This window comes from Massilia sp. Root418, assembly GCF_001425265.1.
In the GTDB taxonomy this organism is placed as follows: domain Bacteria; phylum Pseudomonadota; class Gammaproteobacteria; order Burkholderiales; family Burkholderiaceae_D; genus Rugamonas.
This window is the reverse complement of record NZ_LMEC01000021.1, coordinates 1-16,044: the sequence shown is the minus strand read 5'-3', so window position 1 is coordinate 16,044 and position 16,044 is coordinate 1. Positions and strand designations below refer to the sequence as shown.

Sequence of the window (16,044 nt, the reverse complement as noted above, 5' to 3'; positions counted from 1 at the left end):
GTCAGTTCGGCGCGGGCGAGGTGCGGTACGGCGGCAGCGAGGCCTGCTGCACGCCCTTGGCGCGCGCGTACACCGGCATCACCAGCGGCAGCGATTCTTTCATGCGCTGGATGCGCTCCTTGCCCGCCGGGTGGGTGGACATGAACACCGGCGGCGCGCCGGAACTCTGCTGGCCCATCTTTTGCCACAGCACTTCGCCGGCGCGCGGATCGTAGCCGGCGCGGGCCGCCAGGTCCATGCCGACCAGGTCGGCCTCGCGCTCGTCGTCGCGCGAATACTTCAGCGACAGGCCCTGCGTCAGCACGCTGCTGCCCACTTCGCCCAGGCGCGGATCGACGCCGAAATATGCCGACAGGCCGGCGCCCGCCAGGCGCGACAGCGCGGACGTGGTGGCGGTCTTGCCGGCCTGCGCGCGCGCGTGTTCGCGCAGCGCGTGGGCGATTTCGTGGCCCATGACCATGGCCACTTCATCGTCGGTCAGGTTCAGCTTGGTGAGGATGCCGCTGTAGAAGGCGATGCGGCCGCCGGGCATGCAGAAGGCGTTCACGGTGGGCGCGTCGAGCAGGTTGACCTGCCATTTCCAGTTGGCCGCGTCCGGGTTCCAGCGCGTGGCGAAGGGTACGATGCGGCGCGCGATGGCGCGCAGGCGCACCACCTGCGGGTCGCTGTCGGGCACCAGCGCGCCCTTTTTCTGGGCTTCGCTCATCAGCTGCAAGTATTGCTGCCTGGACTGGGCGTCGAATTCCTCGGCGCTGGCCAGGCCGCGCAGCCTGGACATGCTGGTGACGGGGATGCCGTCCTGCGCAGGCGCGGGGGCCGCAGCAAGGGCCGGCAGGCCGGCGCCCAGGCCGAAACCGGAGAAGGCCAGCGCCAGCACAAAGGGTTTGAAGTTCAGGTATTTCATTTTCTACTATTCCATGGGGCTATTTTAGGCAGCATCATCATCGCAGGCGCCGCCAGCACGAAGCACAGTATAAAGAAATTAAACCAGCCGGTCTGTGATACAACGAACCCAACGGAGGCGTTGATGAAGGTGCGCGGCACGGCGGCCAGGCTGGAAAACAGCGCGTACTGGGTGGCAGTGTAGCGCGGGTCGGTGGAACGCGAAATGAAGGCCACCAGCGCGGCCGATCCCAGCCCCAGGCTGGCGAAGGCTTCAAAACCGAACACGGCGGCCAGCAAGGTGGTGTCCGGCCCGGCCTTGGCCAGCCAGGCGAAGCCCAGGATGGCCACCGCCTGCAGCACGCCGAACACCCACAGTGCGCGGTTGATGCCCAGCTTGACCATCCACACCCCGCCGACGACGCCGCCGGCCAGGCTGGCCCACAAGCCGGTGGCATTGGCCGCCAGGCCGATCTGCTTGGTGGAAAAGCCCAGGTCGAGGAAGAACTTGGTGGACAGCGCGGTGGCCATGCTGTCGCCCAGCTTGTAGAGCAGGATGAAGCCGACAATCAGGAGCGCCTTGCGCCAGCCGTCGCGCTGGATGAATTCGCGGAACGGCAGCACGATGGCTTGCTGCAGGTTGCGCGGCGGCTCGCCGTACACCGCCGGCTCCTTCGCCAGCAGGGTGCAGGCCAGGCCGGGCAGCATGAAGGCGGCCACGATCCAGAACACGGTGGCCCACGGCAGGCTGTCGGCCAGCACCAGGCCGATGGCGCTGGGCACCAGGCTGGCCGCCTTGTAGGCGTTGACGATGACCGCCGCGCCCAGGCCCTGTTCGCTGTCGGACAGGATTTCGCGCCGGTAGGCGTCGATCACCACGTCCTGGCTGGCCGAGAGGAAAGCCACCGCCACCACGGCGACGGCCACCAGCGCCAGCTGTTCGCGCGGGTCCAGCATGCCCATGGCGCCCATGCACAGGAACAGCCCCAGCTGGGTCAGCGCCATCCAGCCGCGCCGGCGCCCGAGGGCGCGCCACAGCGTGTAGCGGTCCATGAACGGCGCCCACAGGAATTTGAAGGTGTAGGGGAACATCACCACCGCGAACAGGCCCAGCTCCTTCAGCCCCAGGCCAGACTTGGCCAGCCAGGCCTGGGTGAGGTACAGCAGGGTGTACAGCGGCAGGCCCGAGCTGAAGCCCAGGAACAGCACCGCCAGCACGCGCGTGTTGAAGTAGGCGCGCCAGCCCGGCGTGTCCTTGGGGTCCGGGCCGGCGTGCGCCATCAGTGGGCCTTTTTACGCAGGCGGAACACGGCCAGCTCGCCGCGCAGGTTGGGCAGCACGGTGACGATCTTGCCTTCGGCCAGCGCCACGCACTCCATCACTTCCAGGCCCAGCTCCTCGGCCAGCTCGCGGAAGTCGCTGATGGTGGCGCAGCGCACGTTGGGCGTGTCGTACCACTCGTAGGGCAGCGACTCGGACACCGGCATGCGGCCCTTCAGCAGCGCCACCCGGTGCGGCCAGTAGGCGAAGTTGGGGAAGGACACGATGGCCTCCTTGCCAACCCGCACGATGTCGCGCAGCAGCGGCTCCACGTGCTTCATCATCTGCAGCGAGGACAGGCACAGCACGGTGTCGAAGGAATTGTCGCCGAACAGGCCCAGGCCGTTCTCCATGTCCTGCTGGATCACCTGCACGCCGCGCCGGGTGCTCTCCAGCACCTCGTCGTCGGCAATCTCGATGCCGTAGCCGCTGCAGCGCTTGTCGCTTTGCAGGTAGTCCATCATGACGCCGTCGCCGCAGCCCACGTCCAGCACGTGCGCGCCCTGCCCTACCCAATGGGCGATGAAGGCCAGGTCCGGCCGCGCGCTGCTCAAATCATCGAATGTCATGCCAGTTCCTTCTGCTGTTCGTTCCAGACGCGCTCGTAGTAGGCGCGCACCATGCTCATGTAGCGCTCGTCCTCCAGCAGGAAGGCGTCGTGGCCGTGCGGCGCGTCGATCTCGGCGTAGGTCACTTCGCGCCGGTTGCTGATCAGGGCCTGCACGATTTCACGGCTGCGTTCCGGCGAAAAGCGCCAGTCGGTGGTGAAGGAAGCCAGGAAGAACTTGGCCTTGGTGCCGGCCAGGGTCTTGGCCAGGTCGCCGCCGTGGCGGCGCGCCGGGTCGAAGTAGTCCAGCGCCTTGGTAATGAGCAGATAGGTGTTGGCGTCGAAGTACTCGGAGAACTTGTCGCCCTGGTAGCGCAGGTAGGACTCGATTTCGAAATCGATGCCGAAGCCGAACTTGTAGTCCTCCACGCCGCGCAGCTTGCGGCCGAATTTCTCGGCCATGTCGTCGTCCGACAGATAGGTGATGTGGCCTATCATGCGCGCCACTTTCAGCCCGTTCCTGGGCACCACGCCGTGTTCGTAGAAGTCGCCGCCGCGGTAGTCCGGGTCGGTCAGGATGGCGGTGCGCGCCACGTCGTTGAAGGCGATGTTCTGCGCCGACAGCTTGGGCGTGGAGGCGATCACCACGCAGTGGCGCAGGCGGTCCGGGTGCATGATGGACCAGGCCAGCGCCTGCATGCCGCCCAGCGAGCCGCCCATCACGGCGGCGAACTGCACGATGCCCAGCTGGTCGGCCAGGCGCGCCTGCGCGGCCACCCAGTCCTCCACCGTCACCACGGGGAAGGCGGCGCCGTAGGGCTTGCCGGTGGCCGGGTTGTTGTGCATCGGGCCGGTCGAGCCGAAGCAGGAGCCGAGGTTGTTGACGCCGATGACGAAGAAGCGGTCGGTGTCGAGCGGCTTGCCGGGGCCGACCATATTGTCCCACCAGCCCACGTTCTTGGGCTGGTCGGCATACACGCCGGCCACGTGGTGGGAGGCGTTCAGTGCGTGGCACACCAGGACCGCGTTCGATTTGTCCGCGTTCAGGGTGCCGTAGGTTTCATACATGAGCATATAGTCGCGCAGCTGCGCGCCGCTTTGCAGCTGCAGCGGCTCCGCGAAATGCATGGTTTTCGGCGATACGATTCCTATGGAAGGCATGGGTGGTCAGAATAAATACTGCGCGGCCCCACGGGCCAATAATCAATGCGGAACCGCGAGGATGGGTTCCGCAGGCTAGCGTTGGTTTTCTTACAGCGCCTGCAGCGCGGCGACAGCGTCGGCGATGGCGTTCGGCTCCATCGCGCGCAGCACCTTGCGGGTCTGCGGCACGATCAGCCCGAGATCGCTGTTCAGGATCTCCTGCTTGACCGACAGCAGCTGCGCCGGGTGCATGGAGAACTCGCGCAGCCCCATGCCCAGCAGCAGCCGGGTGAGCTTCACGTCGCCCGCCATTTCGCCGCAAACGGCCACGTCGATGCCGGCCTTGTGGCCCGCCGAAATGGTCATGGCGATCAGCTGCAGCACTGCGGGATGCAGGGGATTGTAAAGGTGCGCCACCTCATAATCAACCCGGTCGATCGCCAGCGTGTACTGGATCAGGTCATTGGTGCCGATGGACAGGAAGTCCATGCGCTTGACGAACATCGGCAGCGCCAGGGCGGCAGCCGGGATCTCTATCATGGCGCCCACGTCCACGTTGGCGTCGAACTTCACGCCGGCCTCGCGCAGCTGGGCCTTGGCCTGCTCTATCATCGCCAGCGACTGGTCGATCTCGAAGGCGTGCGCCAGCATCGGAATCAGGATGCGCACCTTGCCGAAGGCGGAAGCGCGCAGGATGGCGCGCAGCTGGCTGAGGAAGATCTGCGGCTCGGCCAGGCAGTAGCGGATGGCGCGCAGGCCCAGCGCCGGATTGAGGGCGGTGTGCTCGCTCTGGTCCAGCGGCTTGTCGGCGCCGATGTCCAGCGTGCGGATGGTGACCGGGCGGCCCTTCATGGCCATCACGGCCTTCTTGTACTGTTCGAACTGCTCGTCCTCGGACGGGATGCGCGCGTCGCGCCCCATGAACAGGAACTCGGAGCGGAACAAACCCACGCCGTTGGCGCCGGCTTCCATGGCGGCCGCCGTGTCCTCCGGCAGCTCGATATTGGCCAGCAGCGTGATGGCGGTGCCGTCCATGGTGACGGCGGCGGTTTTGCGCAGCTTGTTGAGTTTTTTGCGCGCGCGTGCCTGCGTGGCCTGGCGTTCGCGGTACTGCTCCAGCACCAGCGCGCTCGGGTTGGCGATCACCACGCCGGCGTCGCCGTCGATGATGATCCAGTCGTCCTGCTCGATCAGGGTGGAGGCCTGCGACATGCCGACCGCCGCCGGAATGTCCAGGCTGCGCGCCACGATGGCGGTGTGCGAGTTCTGGCCGCCCACGTCGGTGACGAAGCCGATGAAGGAGCGGTCGCGGAACTTGAGCATGTCGGCCGGCGAGATGTCGTGCGCGACCACGATCATCTGCGCCTGGAAGTCGTCTGCGCCTGCGGGGGCCGGCGCCTGCAGCGGCTCGCTGCCCATCAGCACCTTCAGCACGCGCTCGGCCACCTGCTGGATGTCGGCCTTGCGCTCGCGCAGGTAGGGGTCTTCGATTTCGTCGAACTGCGCCGACAATTCGTCGATCTGGGTCAGCAGCGCCCATTCGGCGTTGTAGTGGCGGGTGCGAATGATGTCCAGCGGCGCTTCGGAGATCAGGGGGTCGGACAGGATCAGCGCATGCACGTCGATGAAGGCGCCCAGTTCGGTCGGCGCGTCCTTGGGCAGCTCGTTCCACAGCGTCTGCAGCTCGCGGTGCACGGCGGCCAGCGCCTGCTGCAGGCGCACCACTTCGGCCTCCAGCTGCTCTTCGGGCACCAGGTAGTGCTTGACGTCCAGCGCGGCGGGCGCCAGCAGGTGCGCACGGCCAATCGCGATGCCGCGTGAAACGGGAATGCCGTGGAGGGTAAACGATGCCATGGGCGGACCTGTCAGAGTGCGGAGATGGCTGCGGTCATCCGGCATTTACTCGCCTTCGCCGAACTTGTCGTTGACCAGCGCGGACAGGGCGGCGATGCAATCGCTCTCGTCGGCGCCGTCGGCCTCCAGCGTCACTTTTGCGCCCTTGCCGGCGGCCAGCATCATCACGCCCATGATGGACTTGGCGTTGATGCGGCGGGCGTTACGGGTGAGCCAGACATCGCTCTTGTACTTTGCTGCCAGCTGGGTGAATTTGGCGGAAGCGCGCGCGTGCAGACCGAGCTTGTTGATAATTTCGAGTTCTTGCTGAATCATTTTTTATAGTCGTCTCAAAATAGGGCTATACCACCCTGATCCGGTTGTCCACCCTGACGGCGCCGCTCTGCGCACCGGCCAGGGCCATTTCCACTACCACGTCCAGCGTGTCGCGGCGGTAGGTGATGGCGCGCAGCAGCATCGGCAGGCTGATGCCCGCTATCACCTCGACCCGGCCCGCGTCGGCCAGCTTGTTGCAGCAATTGGCGGGCGTGCCGCCCTTCACGTCCGTGATCACCAGCACGCCGTCGCCCTCGTCCAGGCGCTTGATCGCGGCGCCCGCCAATACCTGCACTTCCTCCAGATCCTGGTCGGCCACCACATCGATCGCTTCCAGCCTTTCCGTCACGCCGCGAAACACGTGGTTGCAGGCGGCGATAAAGGCCTGCCCCAGCGGCGCGTGCGTCATAAGCAATATGCCTACCATATGCGCTTTCTTATACCTGTGCCGCCTGGCTGTGGGCTTCGACCGCGTCGATGAACATGGCCGCTACCTGGAATCCGGTCTGCTGCGTGATCTCCTGGAAGCAGGTCGGGCTGGTGACGTTGACTTCGGTCAGGTTATCGCCAATGACATCTAATCCTACCAGCAACAGTCCACGCGCCGCCAGTACCGGACCGAGGGTTTCGGCAATTTCCAGGTCGCGCGCGGTCAGGGGCTGGGCCACGCCGGTGCCGCCGGCGGCCAGGTTGCCGCGCACCTCGCCGGCCTGCGGAATGCGCGCCAGCGAATACGGCACCGGTTTGCCGTCGATGACCAGGATGCGCTTGTCGCCTTTGACGATCTCGGGAATGTAGCGCTGGGCCATGATGGTGGTCTTGCCGTTGGCGGTGAGCGTCTCGATGATGGCGCCCAGGTTCAGGCCGTCGGCCTTGATGCGGAACACGCCAGTGCCGCCCATGCCGTCCAGCGGCTTGAGGATGACGTCCTGATGCTCGGCGTGGAAAGCGCGCAGGCGCGCCTCGCTGGAGGTGACCAGGGTGGGCGCGGTGAACTCCGAGAACTGCGCGATGGACAGCTTTTCGTTGTGGTCGCGGATGGCGGACGGCTTGTTGAACACGCGCGCGCCCTGCTTTTCCGCCAGCTGCAGCAGATAGGTGCCGTACACGTATTCCATGTCGAACGGCGGATCCTTGCGCTGGATCACGGCGTCGAAGGCGTCCAGGCCGGTTTCTTCCTGCGGCGCGGCGCGGAACCAGTCGTAGGCGTCGCCGGTGAGCGTGATGTGCGACACCAGTGCCGTCACCTTGCCCCCGGACAGCGCCAGGTCTTTCTGTTCAAAGGCATACACCGCGTGGCCGCGGCGGGCCGCCTCCGCCATCATGGCGTAAGTCGAATCCTTGTAGGTCTTGAAGCCTGCCAGCGGATCGGCAAGGAATGCAATTTTCATGGGCGCGTCCAGTCGAGGTAATGCCTGATTTTAGCCGAGTTTGCAAAATGGCGAGACCGGCGGCCCTACACATCAATACACCTCGGGATTCGGATCCGTGCGCTCCATCTCCAGCGACGCGGCCAGCAGCGCCAGGCGCGCCACCACGCCGTACACGTAGAAGCGGTTCGGCGCGGCCGTCCCCGGCTTGGCGCGCAGGTCCGGCACCGCGTGCTGCTGCGCGAACGCCAGCGGCACGTACTGCGAACCGGGCGCGTTCAGGTTCTGGTCCACGCCGCGCTCGGCGTGCACGCGGTAGTAACCGCCCACCACGTAGCGGTCTATCATGTAGACCACCGGCTCGGCCACCGCGTCCTTGATGCTCTCGAAGGTGGGCACGCCCTCCTGGATGTTCAGGTCCGACACCACGCGCCCGTCCTTGATCACGGCCATCTTGTCGCGCTGCGCCGCCGACAGGTCCTTCAGCTCGGCCGCGTCGCGGATCGAAATGATGCCTTTGCCGTAGGTGCCCGCGTCCGGCTTGATGATGACGAACGGTTTCTGGTCCTTGATGCCGTATTCCTTGTACTTCTTGCGGATCTTGGCCAGCACCGCGTCCACGTTGGTGGCCAGGCAGTCCAGCCCTTCACCGCTGTGGAAGTCCACCTCGCCGCACTTGGCGTGGAAGGGATTGAGCATCCACGGGTCCACGCCGATCAGCTTGCCGAACTTCTTGACCACCTCGTCGTAGGCGGTGAAATGGTTGCTCTTGCGGCGCAGCGCCCAGCCCGCGTGCAGCGGCGGCAGCAGGCTCTGCTCGTGGATGTTCTGCAAAATGTCCGGGATGCCGGCCGACAGGTCGTTGTTCACCAGGATGGTGCACGGATCGAAATCTTTCAGTCCCAGGCGGCGGCCGTTGGCCGAGCGCACCAGCGGCTCGATCACCAGCATGTTGCCGTCAGGCAGCGCCAACGGGGTCGGCTGGGTGATTTCCGGGGACAGCGAACCCAGGCGCACGTGCAAGCCGGTCTGGCGGAAGATCTGCATCAGGCGCGCCACGTTGTCCAGGTAGGTCGGGTGGCGCTCGTGCACCTCGGGGATCAAGAGCAGGTTGCGCGCGTCCGGGCAGTACTTGTCGATGGCGGCCATGGCCGCCTGCACGGACAGCGGCAGCATTTCGCTGGCCAGGTGGTTAAAGCCGCCCGGGAACAGGTTGGTGTCGACCGGGGCCAGCTTGTAGCCGGCGTTGCGCAAGTCCACCGAGCAATAAAACGGCGGCGTATGTTCCTGCCACTCCAGGCGGAACCAGCGCTCAATGGCCGGCGTGGCGGCCAGGATTTTTTCTTCGAGGTCGAGCAGCGGTCCGGTCAGGGCCGTGACGAGGTGGGGAACCATGGCTACATCCTTAACAACTGGGGAAACTGTCTAATCTTACCGTGCGAGCTCCCCAAATCGGGGCGAAAACGCCAATTTAAAGGCCGGGAAATGGAAAAAGGCACCCCGAAGGGTGCCTTTTGCGTCACTTTTGCGGAAAAAACAGCGTTTAAGCGTGGTACGCCGATTCGCCGTGGCTGGTGATGTCCAGGCCTTCGCGTTCCTCTTCTTCCGGCACGCGCAGGCCGATGGCGATGTCCACCAGTTTGTAGGCGATGACGGACACGATGGCGGACCAGGCGATGGTAATGCCCACGGCGGTCAGCTGGGTGATCACCTGGCCGCTGATCGAGTAGTCGGCCGACGCCTTGTTGGCCACGTAGTCGAAGATGCCCTGGCCGCCCAGCGACGGCGCTGCGAACACGCCGGTCAGGATGGCGCCCAGGATGCCGCCCACGCCGTGCACGCCGAACACGTCCAGCGAGTCATCGGCGCCGATCAGGCGTTTCAGGCCGTTCACGCCCCACAGGCAGACGATGCCGGCCAGCAGGCCGATCACCAGTGCGCCCATCGGGCCGACGAAACCGGCGGCCGGGGTGATGGCAACCAGGCCGGCTACCGCGCCGGAGGCGCCGCCCAGCATGGAAGGCTTGCCCTTGGCGATCCACTCGCCGAAGACCCACGACACGGTGGCGCAGGCAGTGGCCAGCAGGGTGTTGATGAAGGCCAGCGCAGCGATATCGCCCGCTTCCAGTGCCGAACCGGCGTTGAAGCCGAACCAGCCCACCCACAGCAGCGAGGCGCCGACCATGGTCATGGTCAGCGAGTGCGGCGCCATGGATTCGCGGCCGTAGCCGACGCGCTTGCCGATCATGATGGCGCCGACCAGGCCTGCCACTGCGGCGTTGATGTGCACCACGGTGCCTCCGGCGAAGTCCAGCGCGCCCTTCTGGAAGATGAAGCCGGCTTTCGCGCCTTCAGCAGCGGCGGTGGCGGCGTCCTTGATGGCGTCCGGGCCGGTCCAGAACCAGACCATGTGGGCGATAGGCAGGTAGGAGAAGGTGAACCACAGCACCATGAAGGCCAGCACGGCGGTGAACTTGGCGCGTTCGGCAAAGGCGCCGACGATCAGGCCGCAGGTGATGGCGGCGAAGGTGCCCTGGAAGGCCACGAAGATGAATTCAGGAATCACGACGCCTTTGCTGAAGGTGGCGGCAACGCTGAAGGCGCCCTTGACCGGATCCCAGATGCCGTTCAGGAACAGGCGGTCGAACTTGCCATAGAAGGAACCGCCTTCGGTGAAGGCCAGCGAGTAGCCGTAGATGCACCACAGTACGATGATGACCGAGAAGATCATGAACACCTGCAGCAGCACGGACAGCATGTTTTTCGAACGCACCAGGCCGCCGTAGAACAGGGCCAGGCCGGGAATGGTCATCAGGATCACCAGCAGCGTGGCGACGAACATCCAGGCGGTGTCGCCCTTGTTGGCTACCGGCGCCGGCGCGGCCGGCGCATCCGCAGGCGCGGCGGCGGCAGCTGCGGCCGGTGCAGCGGCAGGCGCGGCGGCCGGTGCAGCGGCAGCAGGAGCAGCGGCGGCAGGTGCGCTGGCGGCCGGTGCTTCGGCGGGCTTGGCATCTTGCGCGTAGCTGGGCAGGGCCGAGCTAAAGGCAAACAGGACAGCGGCCCCAGCCAGCAGTTTTGTTATAGTTTTGTTCATTTTAAAAGTTCCCCTTGGACTTAGAGAGCGTCGTTGCCGGTCTCGCCGGTACGGATACGGACAACCTGTTCCAGGTTGTAGACAAAAATCTTGCCGTCGCCGATCTTGCCGGTGCGGGCCGCGCCCTCGATCGCTTCGATGGCCTGCTCGACGACAGCATCGTCCACCGCCGCCTCGATCTTGGTCTTGGGCAGGAAGTCGACCACGTATTCTGCGCCGCGGTACAGCTCGGTATGGCCCTTCTGGCGGCCGAAGCCCTTCACCTCGGTCACGGTGATGCCTTGCACGTTAATCGCGGACAAGGCCTCGCGGACCTCATCCAGCTTGAAGGGCTTGATAATGGCGGTAATGAGTTTCATGGAAGCCTCGCTTAGAAAATTTTGGAAACGGTCAGCACGGCGCCCATCTTGGCCAGATCCTTGCCGTTGCGCGGCGAGGTGTAGACGTCGGTGGTGGCCTTGACAGCCGCCAGCGACACGGTGACCACGCCGTAATCCTTGGTCACGCCCACTTTCCAGTCGGTGTAGCTGAAGGCGCTGTTGTTTTTCACGTTCTGGCGGCCAACGTGCAGGTTCAGGATGTAGCCGTCCTGGATTTCCTGGTTCACCGACGCATCAAAGTAGCCGCTGTTCTTGCTGTCGGCAAAGCCGAACAGATTGGTGGTCGAGTGCGAATACTTGAGCGTGGCCGGACCGTAGCTGACCGCACCGTACAGTTCGAAGGTGTTTGCGCTCGGATGCAGGTCGTTGGACGGGTAGAAGTAGTACAGGCCGCCCACGTCGTAGCTGAAACCGCCGCCGAGATCGCCGCGCTTGCCGCCGTACACGTCCCACTCCACCTTGGCATCGCCGCCCGCGTCGTCGATCCACTTGATGGTCGACAGCCAGGTGCCGGCGTAGAAGCCGCTCGGGTTGTGCGTCCAGTCGGCGCCGCCTTGCAGGGCCGGCTTGAGGCGGGTCTGCGAAATGCCGCGATAGCGGTAGTCGGTGGTCAGCGCCGCATTGAAGGACACTTCGTTATCCGGTTTCGCCGCTGGCGCGTCTTCCGCGCGGGCCGCACCGGCCCCCAGCGTAGCCATCGCGAGTGTGATTGCTGCCGCAAGAGTCAGGTGCTTGGTCATGTAATTCATGGCGATATCCTTTAGTTTGAACTTTTGTAGCGGTTGCGGTTTAAAATCCAGGCTAAGCCTAAGCGTTCCACACCTCTTTAGCAGAATGCGTGCCAGCCGACTTCTTGCAAACTTGTAAGATAGTTAGCTGCAATTACCCGCACGGCGGCATGGCGCGGCGACAGTTCCGCACCATATTAATGCTTAATTTGCAGGCATCGCACCGAAATGGTGCGGTCCGGCGTAAAAACCTAGGAAATACCATGGACATGAACAATTTCTTCAACGACTTGCAAAGCAAGATCAACCAGGCGATCGAAAACTCGCCAGCCAAAGACATCGAGAAAAATGTGAAATCGATGATGACCCAGGGTTTCGCCAAGCTGGACCTGGTCACCCGCGAAGAGTTCGACATCCAGGCGCAAGTGCTGGCCAAGACGCGCGCCAAGCTGGAACTGCTGGAAATGCGCCTGGCGGATCTGGAAGCGAAATCGGCCGCACCAAAATAGGACTTCGCGCTTGAGTGGCGTCAAAACGCCCTCCGGTCCGCGCGCTAAGATGGCTGATCGCGCTTTGCCGCAGGGGGGGGACGCCATGAGCCTTGCCGTTCTGAGAAGCCGCGCGCTGGCGGGCATGGAAGCGCCTGAAGTCAGCGTTGAAGTGCACCTGGCCAACGGACTGCCCGCCTTCGCCATGGTCGGCCTGCCGGAAACCGAAGTGAAGGAAGCGCGCGACCGCGTCCGCGCAGCGATCCAGAACGCCGGCTACGACATGCCGGCCCAGCGCATCACCGTCAATCTGGCCCCGGCCGACCTGCCCAAGGAATCCGGCCGTTTCGACCTGCCGATCGCACTCGGCATCCTGGCCGCCTCCGGCCAGATTCCCACCTCCCCCTTGCGCGACTATGAATTCGCCGGCGAGCTCTCGCTGTCGGGCGAGCTGCGGCCGATCCGCGGCGCGCTGGCCATGACCTACGCCATGCACCGCGCCGCGCGCGGCAACGGCCAGGGCCGGCGTGCCTTCATCCTGCCGCTGGCCAACGCGGACGAAGCCGCGCTGGTGCGCGACGCACGGATCTACCCTGCCACCACGCTCACGCAAGTGTGCGCCCACCTCGCCGTGCGGGGCGATGACAACGGCCCCGGAACGCTGCAGCGCCACCTGGGCGCGGAACCCGCACTACCGCCGGATTACCCGGACTTCTCGGACGTCAAGGGCCAGGGCTCGGTCAAGCGGGCGCTGGAAGTAGCCGCTGCCGGCTGCCACAGCGTGCTGCTGGTGGGCCCGCCAGGCACCGGCAAGAGCATGCTGGCGGCACGCTTTCCCGGCCTGCTGCCGGCCATGACGGACGAGGAAGCGCTGGAAGCGGCGGCGGTGCAGTCGCTCGGCGGGCAATTCAATGCAGCGACGTGGAAGGCGCGGCCATTCCGCTCGCCGCACCATACTTCCTCCGGTGTTGCACTGGTGGGCGGGGGCAGCGTGCCCCATCCGGGCGAAATCTCCATGGCGCACCAGGGCGTACTGTTCCTGGACGAGCTGCCCGAATTCGACCGGCGCGTACTGGAAGTGCTGCGCGAGCCGATGGAGTCCGGCCGGGTGACCATTTCGCGGGCGGCCCACCGGGCCGACTTTCCGGCCCGCTTCCAGCTGCTGGCGGCCATGAACGGCTGCCCCTGCGGTTATAACGGCCATCCCAACGGCAAGTGCCGCTGCCCCCACGACGTTATCCTGCGCTACCAGGGCCGCATTTCCGGTCCGCTGCTGGACCGCATGGACCTGCTGATTTCCGTCAACCCGCTGACGCTGGACGAACTGGAAGCCGCGCCGGACGGCGAGACCTCGCCCGTGATCGCCGCGCGCGTGCAGCAGGCCTGGGACATCCAGCAGGCACGGCAGGGCAAGAGCAACCAGCTGATGGGCACGCGCGACATTGAGCGGCATTGCAAGCTCGACCGGGAAGGCAAAGCCGTGCTGCGCGCCAGCATGCTGCAGTTTCACTGGTCGGCCCGGGCCTATCACCGCGTGCTGCGGGTTGCCCGCACGGTGGCCGACCTCGACGGGTCGAAGGCCATCACCGCCCATCACGTCCAGCAAGCCGTCCAGTTCCGCCGCGCGCTGCTCGATTTCTAGCCGCAGCGCTCACGTGGCGAAATCGTAGGCGGCGCTGATGTGGTGACAGCCGCGCCACGCGTCCAGTTCGGCCTGCATGTAGGCGATCTGGTCGGGCGAGCGGGCCGCCTCCAGTGTCCATGCCGCGTCTTCAGGAATATCAAAGGTCCAGCCCCCTCTGGCGGGCGCCCCCAGTTTTCGAATCTTCACGAATCCCAGCAAGCGGTCCGGTGGAATCGCCTTGAATGCTTTTTCTCCCGGGCGCCAATTGCGGGCGTTCGGAAAGCTCAGTTGTACCGCCTCCGTGTCAAAACCGACCAAGCCGCGGCAGTCGACCGCCCACAAGATCGCGAACTCATTGGAACGATGGTACGTGCTGCGCTCGGGAAACGCGGTGCCGCCGAAGAAGTTGCGGCTGACGCAGACCGCGGTTTCGTTCCAGATGTCCTGGTTACCGGTCCAGAAGCGTGGCCGGTCCGGATTGGCCGCGACCGTTCCCTCCAACACCAGGCCGCGGGTATTGCGCATGAAGTTGACGTTGAGGCTCTGCTGCGTCATGCCGTCACGCTTGATCCGCAACGCGGACTCCTCCTTGGTGCCGTCGACCCGGAACCCTACCCCCAGATGCATCCAGGGATCGGGCCTGCCGTCGCCGGCGGTTCGCATGTAATAGCTGCCGGGATGCTGCGGGCGCGGGCACCAGCTGCTGGGCAGCGGCAGGGTGCCGCTGCCGGAGCGGTCCGCAGGCGTGTACATGGCCGTCGAAGGCGTGTCGAAATGATATGGCGTCGCGATCAAGTCCCACAGCTCGTTGATAAAATTGAGCCGCTGCTGGTCGGTGTAGTCGCGGAAGGTCCCCACCGTGATCGACCGGGCCTTGCGCAGCGCGGCGTCCGAAGCCATGCTGATGGACGCCAAGGCGGAAAGCAGCTGCTGGCACGTCTCCTCGTCAACGATACGCTTGCCGTCGCCAAGCGTCCGCAACGCCTCGCGTCCGCCAACGAAGAACCGCTCCGCCGGGCTCCACGAGAGAAACGGCAGCACATTCACCTGCCCTCGCCGGCAGACTTCGTCCAGTGGTTTGTCATGATATGTCGCCATCGCCGTCCCTTTTGTTTTACCAGAAAGAATTGCATTTTTGCAATGCTATCACGGATCGTCTGGCCACTTCCTGCAATCTCACTACGCGATATGTGGCGGCGATAGCGCCGGCGCTTGCCGCCTGCTACCATCGCATCATGCATACCAAGATCATCACGCTATTGCGCACCACAGTGGGTGCCGCCGTTGCCGCCGCCGCATTCAGTGGCTGCAGCCCGAAGTTCGATTGGCGCGACTTCCGCAGCGCCGAGGCGCCTTACGCCGTGCTGTTCCCGGGCAAGCCGGCCACGCACACGCGCAGCATCAGCCTGGGCGGCGAAACCGTAAAAATGCAGATGGCCGCCGCCGAAGTCGACGGCGTCACCTTTGCCGTGGGGGCCGCCGAAATGGCCGATGCCGCCCACGCCCAGGCCGCCATCGCGGCGATGAAAAACACCATGGTGGCCAATATCGGGGGCACGGTCACCTCGGAGAAACAGGCCAGTGCGGCCGCCGCCAGCGGCGGCGTGAGCCAGCAGCAGCAGTCCATCGACGTGGAAGCCAAGGGCACGCGCAACGGCGAAGCGCTGCGCCTGGTGGGCCGCTTTATCGCCAAGGACAAACGGGTCTATCAGCTGATCGTGATAGGCAAGGACCAGCACATGGTGAACGACGAGATCGAAACGTTCATGCGTTCATTCAAGCTGAACTGATGTGCAAGGATGGAAGTCGTGTTATCGTTTGAACACGCACAACAAGAGTGGGGAAAGCGCCATGTTGATCACATTCAAATCCAAATCCTCTCCTGCGGTCATGATGTACAAGGAGCATGCCGAGCGCATTCTTGAGCTGTTGAACAAGAGTCCCACGCGCGGTGTGATCACAGCTGCCGAAGCGGCCGGCGCCCTGGCGGCGCTGGAGCATGAAATCGAACTCAGCAAGCTGCATCCCGACCAGGACATCGAGCACCACCAAGACACCACCCACTCCGCCGACGCGCTTGAAGGCGACGCGGCGCTGGTGGAAAAACAGCACGTCGGCTTTGCAACGCGCGTGTTTCCCCTGCTGGAAATGCTGCGCGCCGCCGTCTCGGACGGCCACGATATCGTTTGGGGCGTCTGAACGCAAAAAACCCCGCTCAGATCACTGAGCGGGGTTTTGCTTATAACTAGCCTGACGATAACCTACTTTCACACTGGTTGCAGCACTATCATCGGCGCAA

General features: G+C 64.7%; 17 protein-coding genes. 4 read left to right on the top strand and 13 right to left on the bottom strand.

The window, feature by feature from the left end; genetic code table 11:
* Position 1 precedes the first annotated feature (1 nt).
* The 12 genes from ASC94_RS18140 to ASC94_RS18085 all read right to left on the bottom strand — a co-directional run bounded on the left by ASC94_RS18140 (position 2) and on the right by ASC94_RS18085 (position 11,654).
* Positions 2–904: a M48 family metallopeptidase gene (locus tag ASC94_RS18140; protein ID WP_056398205.1), complete on the bottom strand. Its 903-nt coding sequence runs from the start codon at positions 902–904 to the stop codon at positions 2–4.
* A complete protein-coding gene (locus tag ASC94_RS18135) occupies positions 901–2,163 on the bottom strand; it encodes an AmpG family muropeptide MFS transporter (protein WP_056398202.1) in 1,263 nt (420 codons plus the stop codon). Before ASC94_RS18135 ends, ASC94_RS18140 begins: the two co-directional genes overlap by 4 nt.
* Positions 2,163–2,771 (bottom strand): methionine biosynthesis protein MetW, encoded by a 609-nt coding sequence (gene metW / locus ASC94_RS18130; RefSeq protein ID WP_056398200.1) that lies wholly within the window; start codon positions 2,769–2,771, stop codon positions 2,163–2,165. The genes ASC94_RS18135 and metW overlap by 1 nt, the downstream gene beginning before the upstream one ends.
* Complete coding sequence (locus tag ASC94_RS18125) at positions 2,768–3,877, bottom strand: homoserine O-acetyltransferase (RefSeq protein WP_056398197.1); 1,110 nt, start codon at positions 3,875–3,877, stop codon at positions 2,768–2,770. The genes metW and ASC94_RS18125 overlap by 4 nt, the downstream gene beginning before the upstream one ends.
* Positions 3,878–4,000: 123 nt before the next feature.
* Positions 4,001–5,746 (bottom strand): phosphoenolpyruvate--protein phosphotransferase, encoded by a 1,746-nt coding sequence (gene ptsP, locus ASC94_RS18120; protein ID WP_056398194.1) that lies wholly within the window; start codon positions 5,744–5,746, stop codon positions 4,001–4,003.
* A gap of 45 nt (positions 5,747–5,791) precedes the next feature.
* Positions 5,792–6,061: an HPr family phosphocarrier protein gene (locus tag ASC94_RS18115; RefSeq protein WP_056398190.1), complete on the bottom strand. Its 270-nt coding sequence runs from the start codon at positions 6,059–6,061 to the stop codon at positions 5,792–5,794.
* A gap of 25 nt (positions 6,062–6,086) precedes the next feature.
* A complete protein-coding gene (locus ASC94_RS18110; protein WP_056398188.1) occupies positions 6,087–6,488 on the bottom strand; it encodes a PTS sugar transporter subunit IIA in 402 nt (133 codons plus the stop codon).
* 10 nt (positions 6,489–6,498) lie between these two features.
* Positions 6,499–7,452, bottom strand: a complete 954-nt coding sequence (gshB, locus tag ASC94_RS18105; RefSeq protein ID WP_056398185.1) for a glutathione synthase — start codon at positions 7,450–7,452, stop codon at positions 6,499–6,501.
* 72 nt (positions 7,453–7,524) lie between these two features.
* Complete coding sequence (gene gshA / locus ASC94_RS18100) at positions 7,525–8,826, bottom strand: glutamate--cysteine ligase (protein ID WP_056398182.1); 1,302 nt, start codon at positions 8,824–8,826, stop codon at positions 7,525–7,527.
* Positions 8,827–8,974: 148 nt separating this feature from the next.
* Positions 8,975–10,525: an ammonium transporter gene (locus ASC94_RS18095; protein WP_056398178.1), complete on the bottom strand. Its 1,551-nt coding sequence runs from the start codon at positions 10,523–10,525 to the stop codon at positions 8,975–8,977.
* A gap of 20 nt (positions 10,526–10,545) precedes the next feature.
* Positions 10,546–10,884, bottom strand: coding sequence for a P-II family nitrogen regulator (locus ASC94_RS18090; protein WP_056398174.1), 339 nt, complete (start codon positions 10,882–10,884; stop codon positions 10,546–10,548).
* A gap of 11 nt (positions 10,885–10,895) precedes the next feature.
* Positions 10,896–11,654, bottom strand: a complete 759-nt coding sequence (locus tag ASC94_RS18085) for a TorF family putative porin (RefSeq protein WP_056398170.1) — start codon at positions 11,652–11,654, stop codon at positions 10,896–10,898.
* 242 nt (positions 11,655–11,896) lie between these two features.
* Between ASC94_RS18085 and ASC94_RS18080 the strand changes: the two genes are divergently transcribed.
* Both ASC94_RS18080 and ASC94_RS18075 read left to right on the top strand, forming a co-directional pair.
* Complete coding sequence (locus ASC94_RS18080; protein ID WP_056398167.1) at positions 11,897–12,142, top strand: accessory factor UbiK family protein; 246 nt, start codon at positions 11,897–11,899, stop codon at positions 12,140–12,142.
* 85 nt (positions 12,143–12,227) lie between these two features.
* Positions 12,228–13,763: a YifB family Mg chelatase-like AAA ATPase gene (locus ASC94_RS18075; protein ID WP_056398164.1), complete on the top strand. Its 1,536-nt coding sequence runs from the start codon at positions 12,228–12,230 to the stop codon at positions 13,761–13,763.
* A gap of 9 nt (positions 13,764–13,772) precedes the next feature.
* Here the strand turns inward: ASC94_RS18075 and ASC94_RS18070 are convergent, their stop codons facing one another.
* On the bottom strand, positions 13,773–14,843 hold the full coding sequence (locus ASC94_RS18070; protein WP_056398161.1) for a hypothetical protein: 1,071 nt from the start codon (positions 14,841–14,843) through the stop codon (positions 13,773–13,775).
* Between the two features lie 137 nt (positions 14,844–14,980).
* On the opposite strand from ASC94_RS18070, the gene ASC94_RS18065 reads away from it, so the two are divergent.
* A complete protein-coding gene (locus ASC94_RS18065; protein ID WP_056399606.1) occupies positions 14,981–15,535 on the top strand; it encodes a hypothetical protein in 555 nt (184 codons plus the stop codon).
* A 61-nt stretch (positions 15,536–15,596) separates the two neighbouring features.
* Entirely contained in the window at positions 15,597–15,944 is a 348-nt protein-coding gene (locus ASC94_RS18060; protein ID WP_056398157.1) for a DUF1840 domain-containing protein, read from the top strand.
* Positions 15,945–16,044 lie beyond the last annotated feature (100 nt).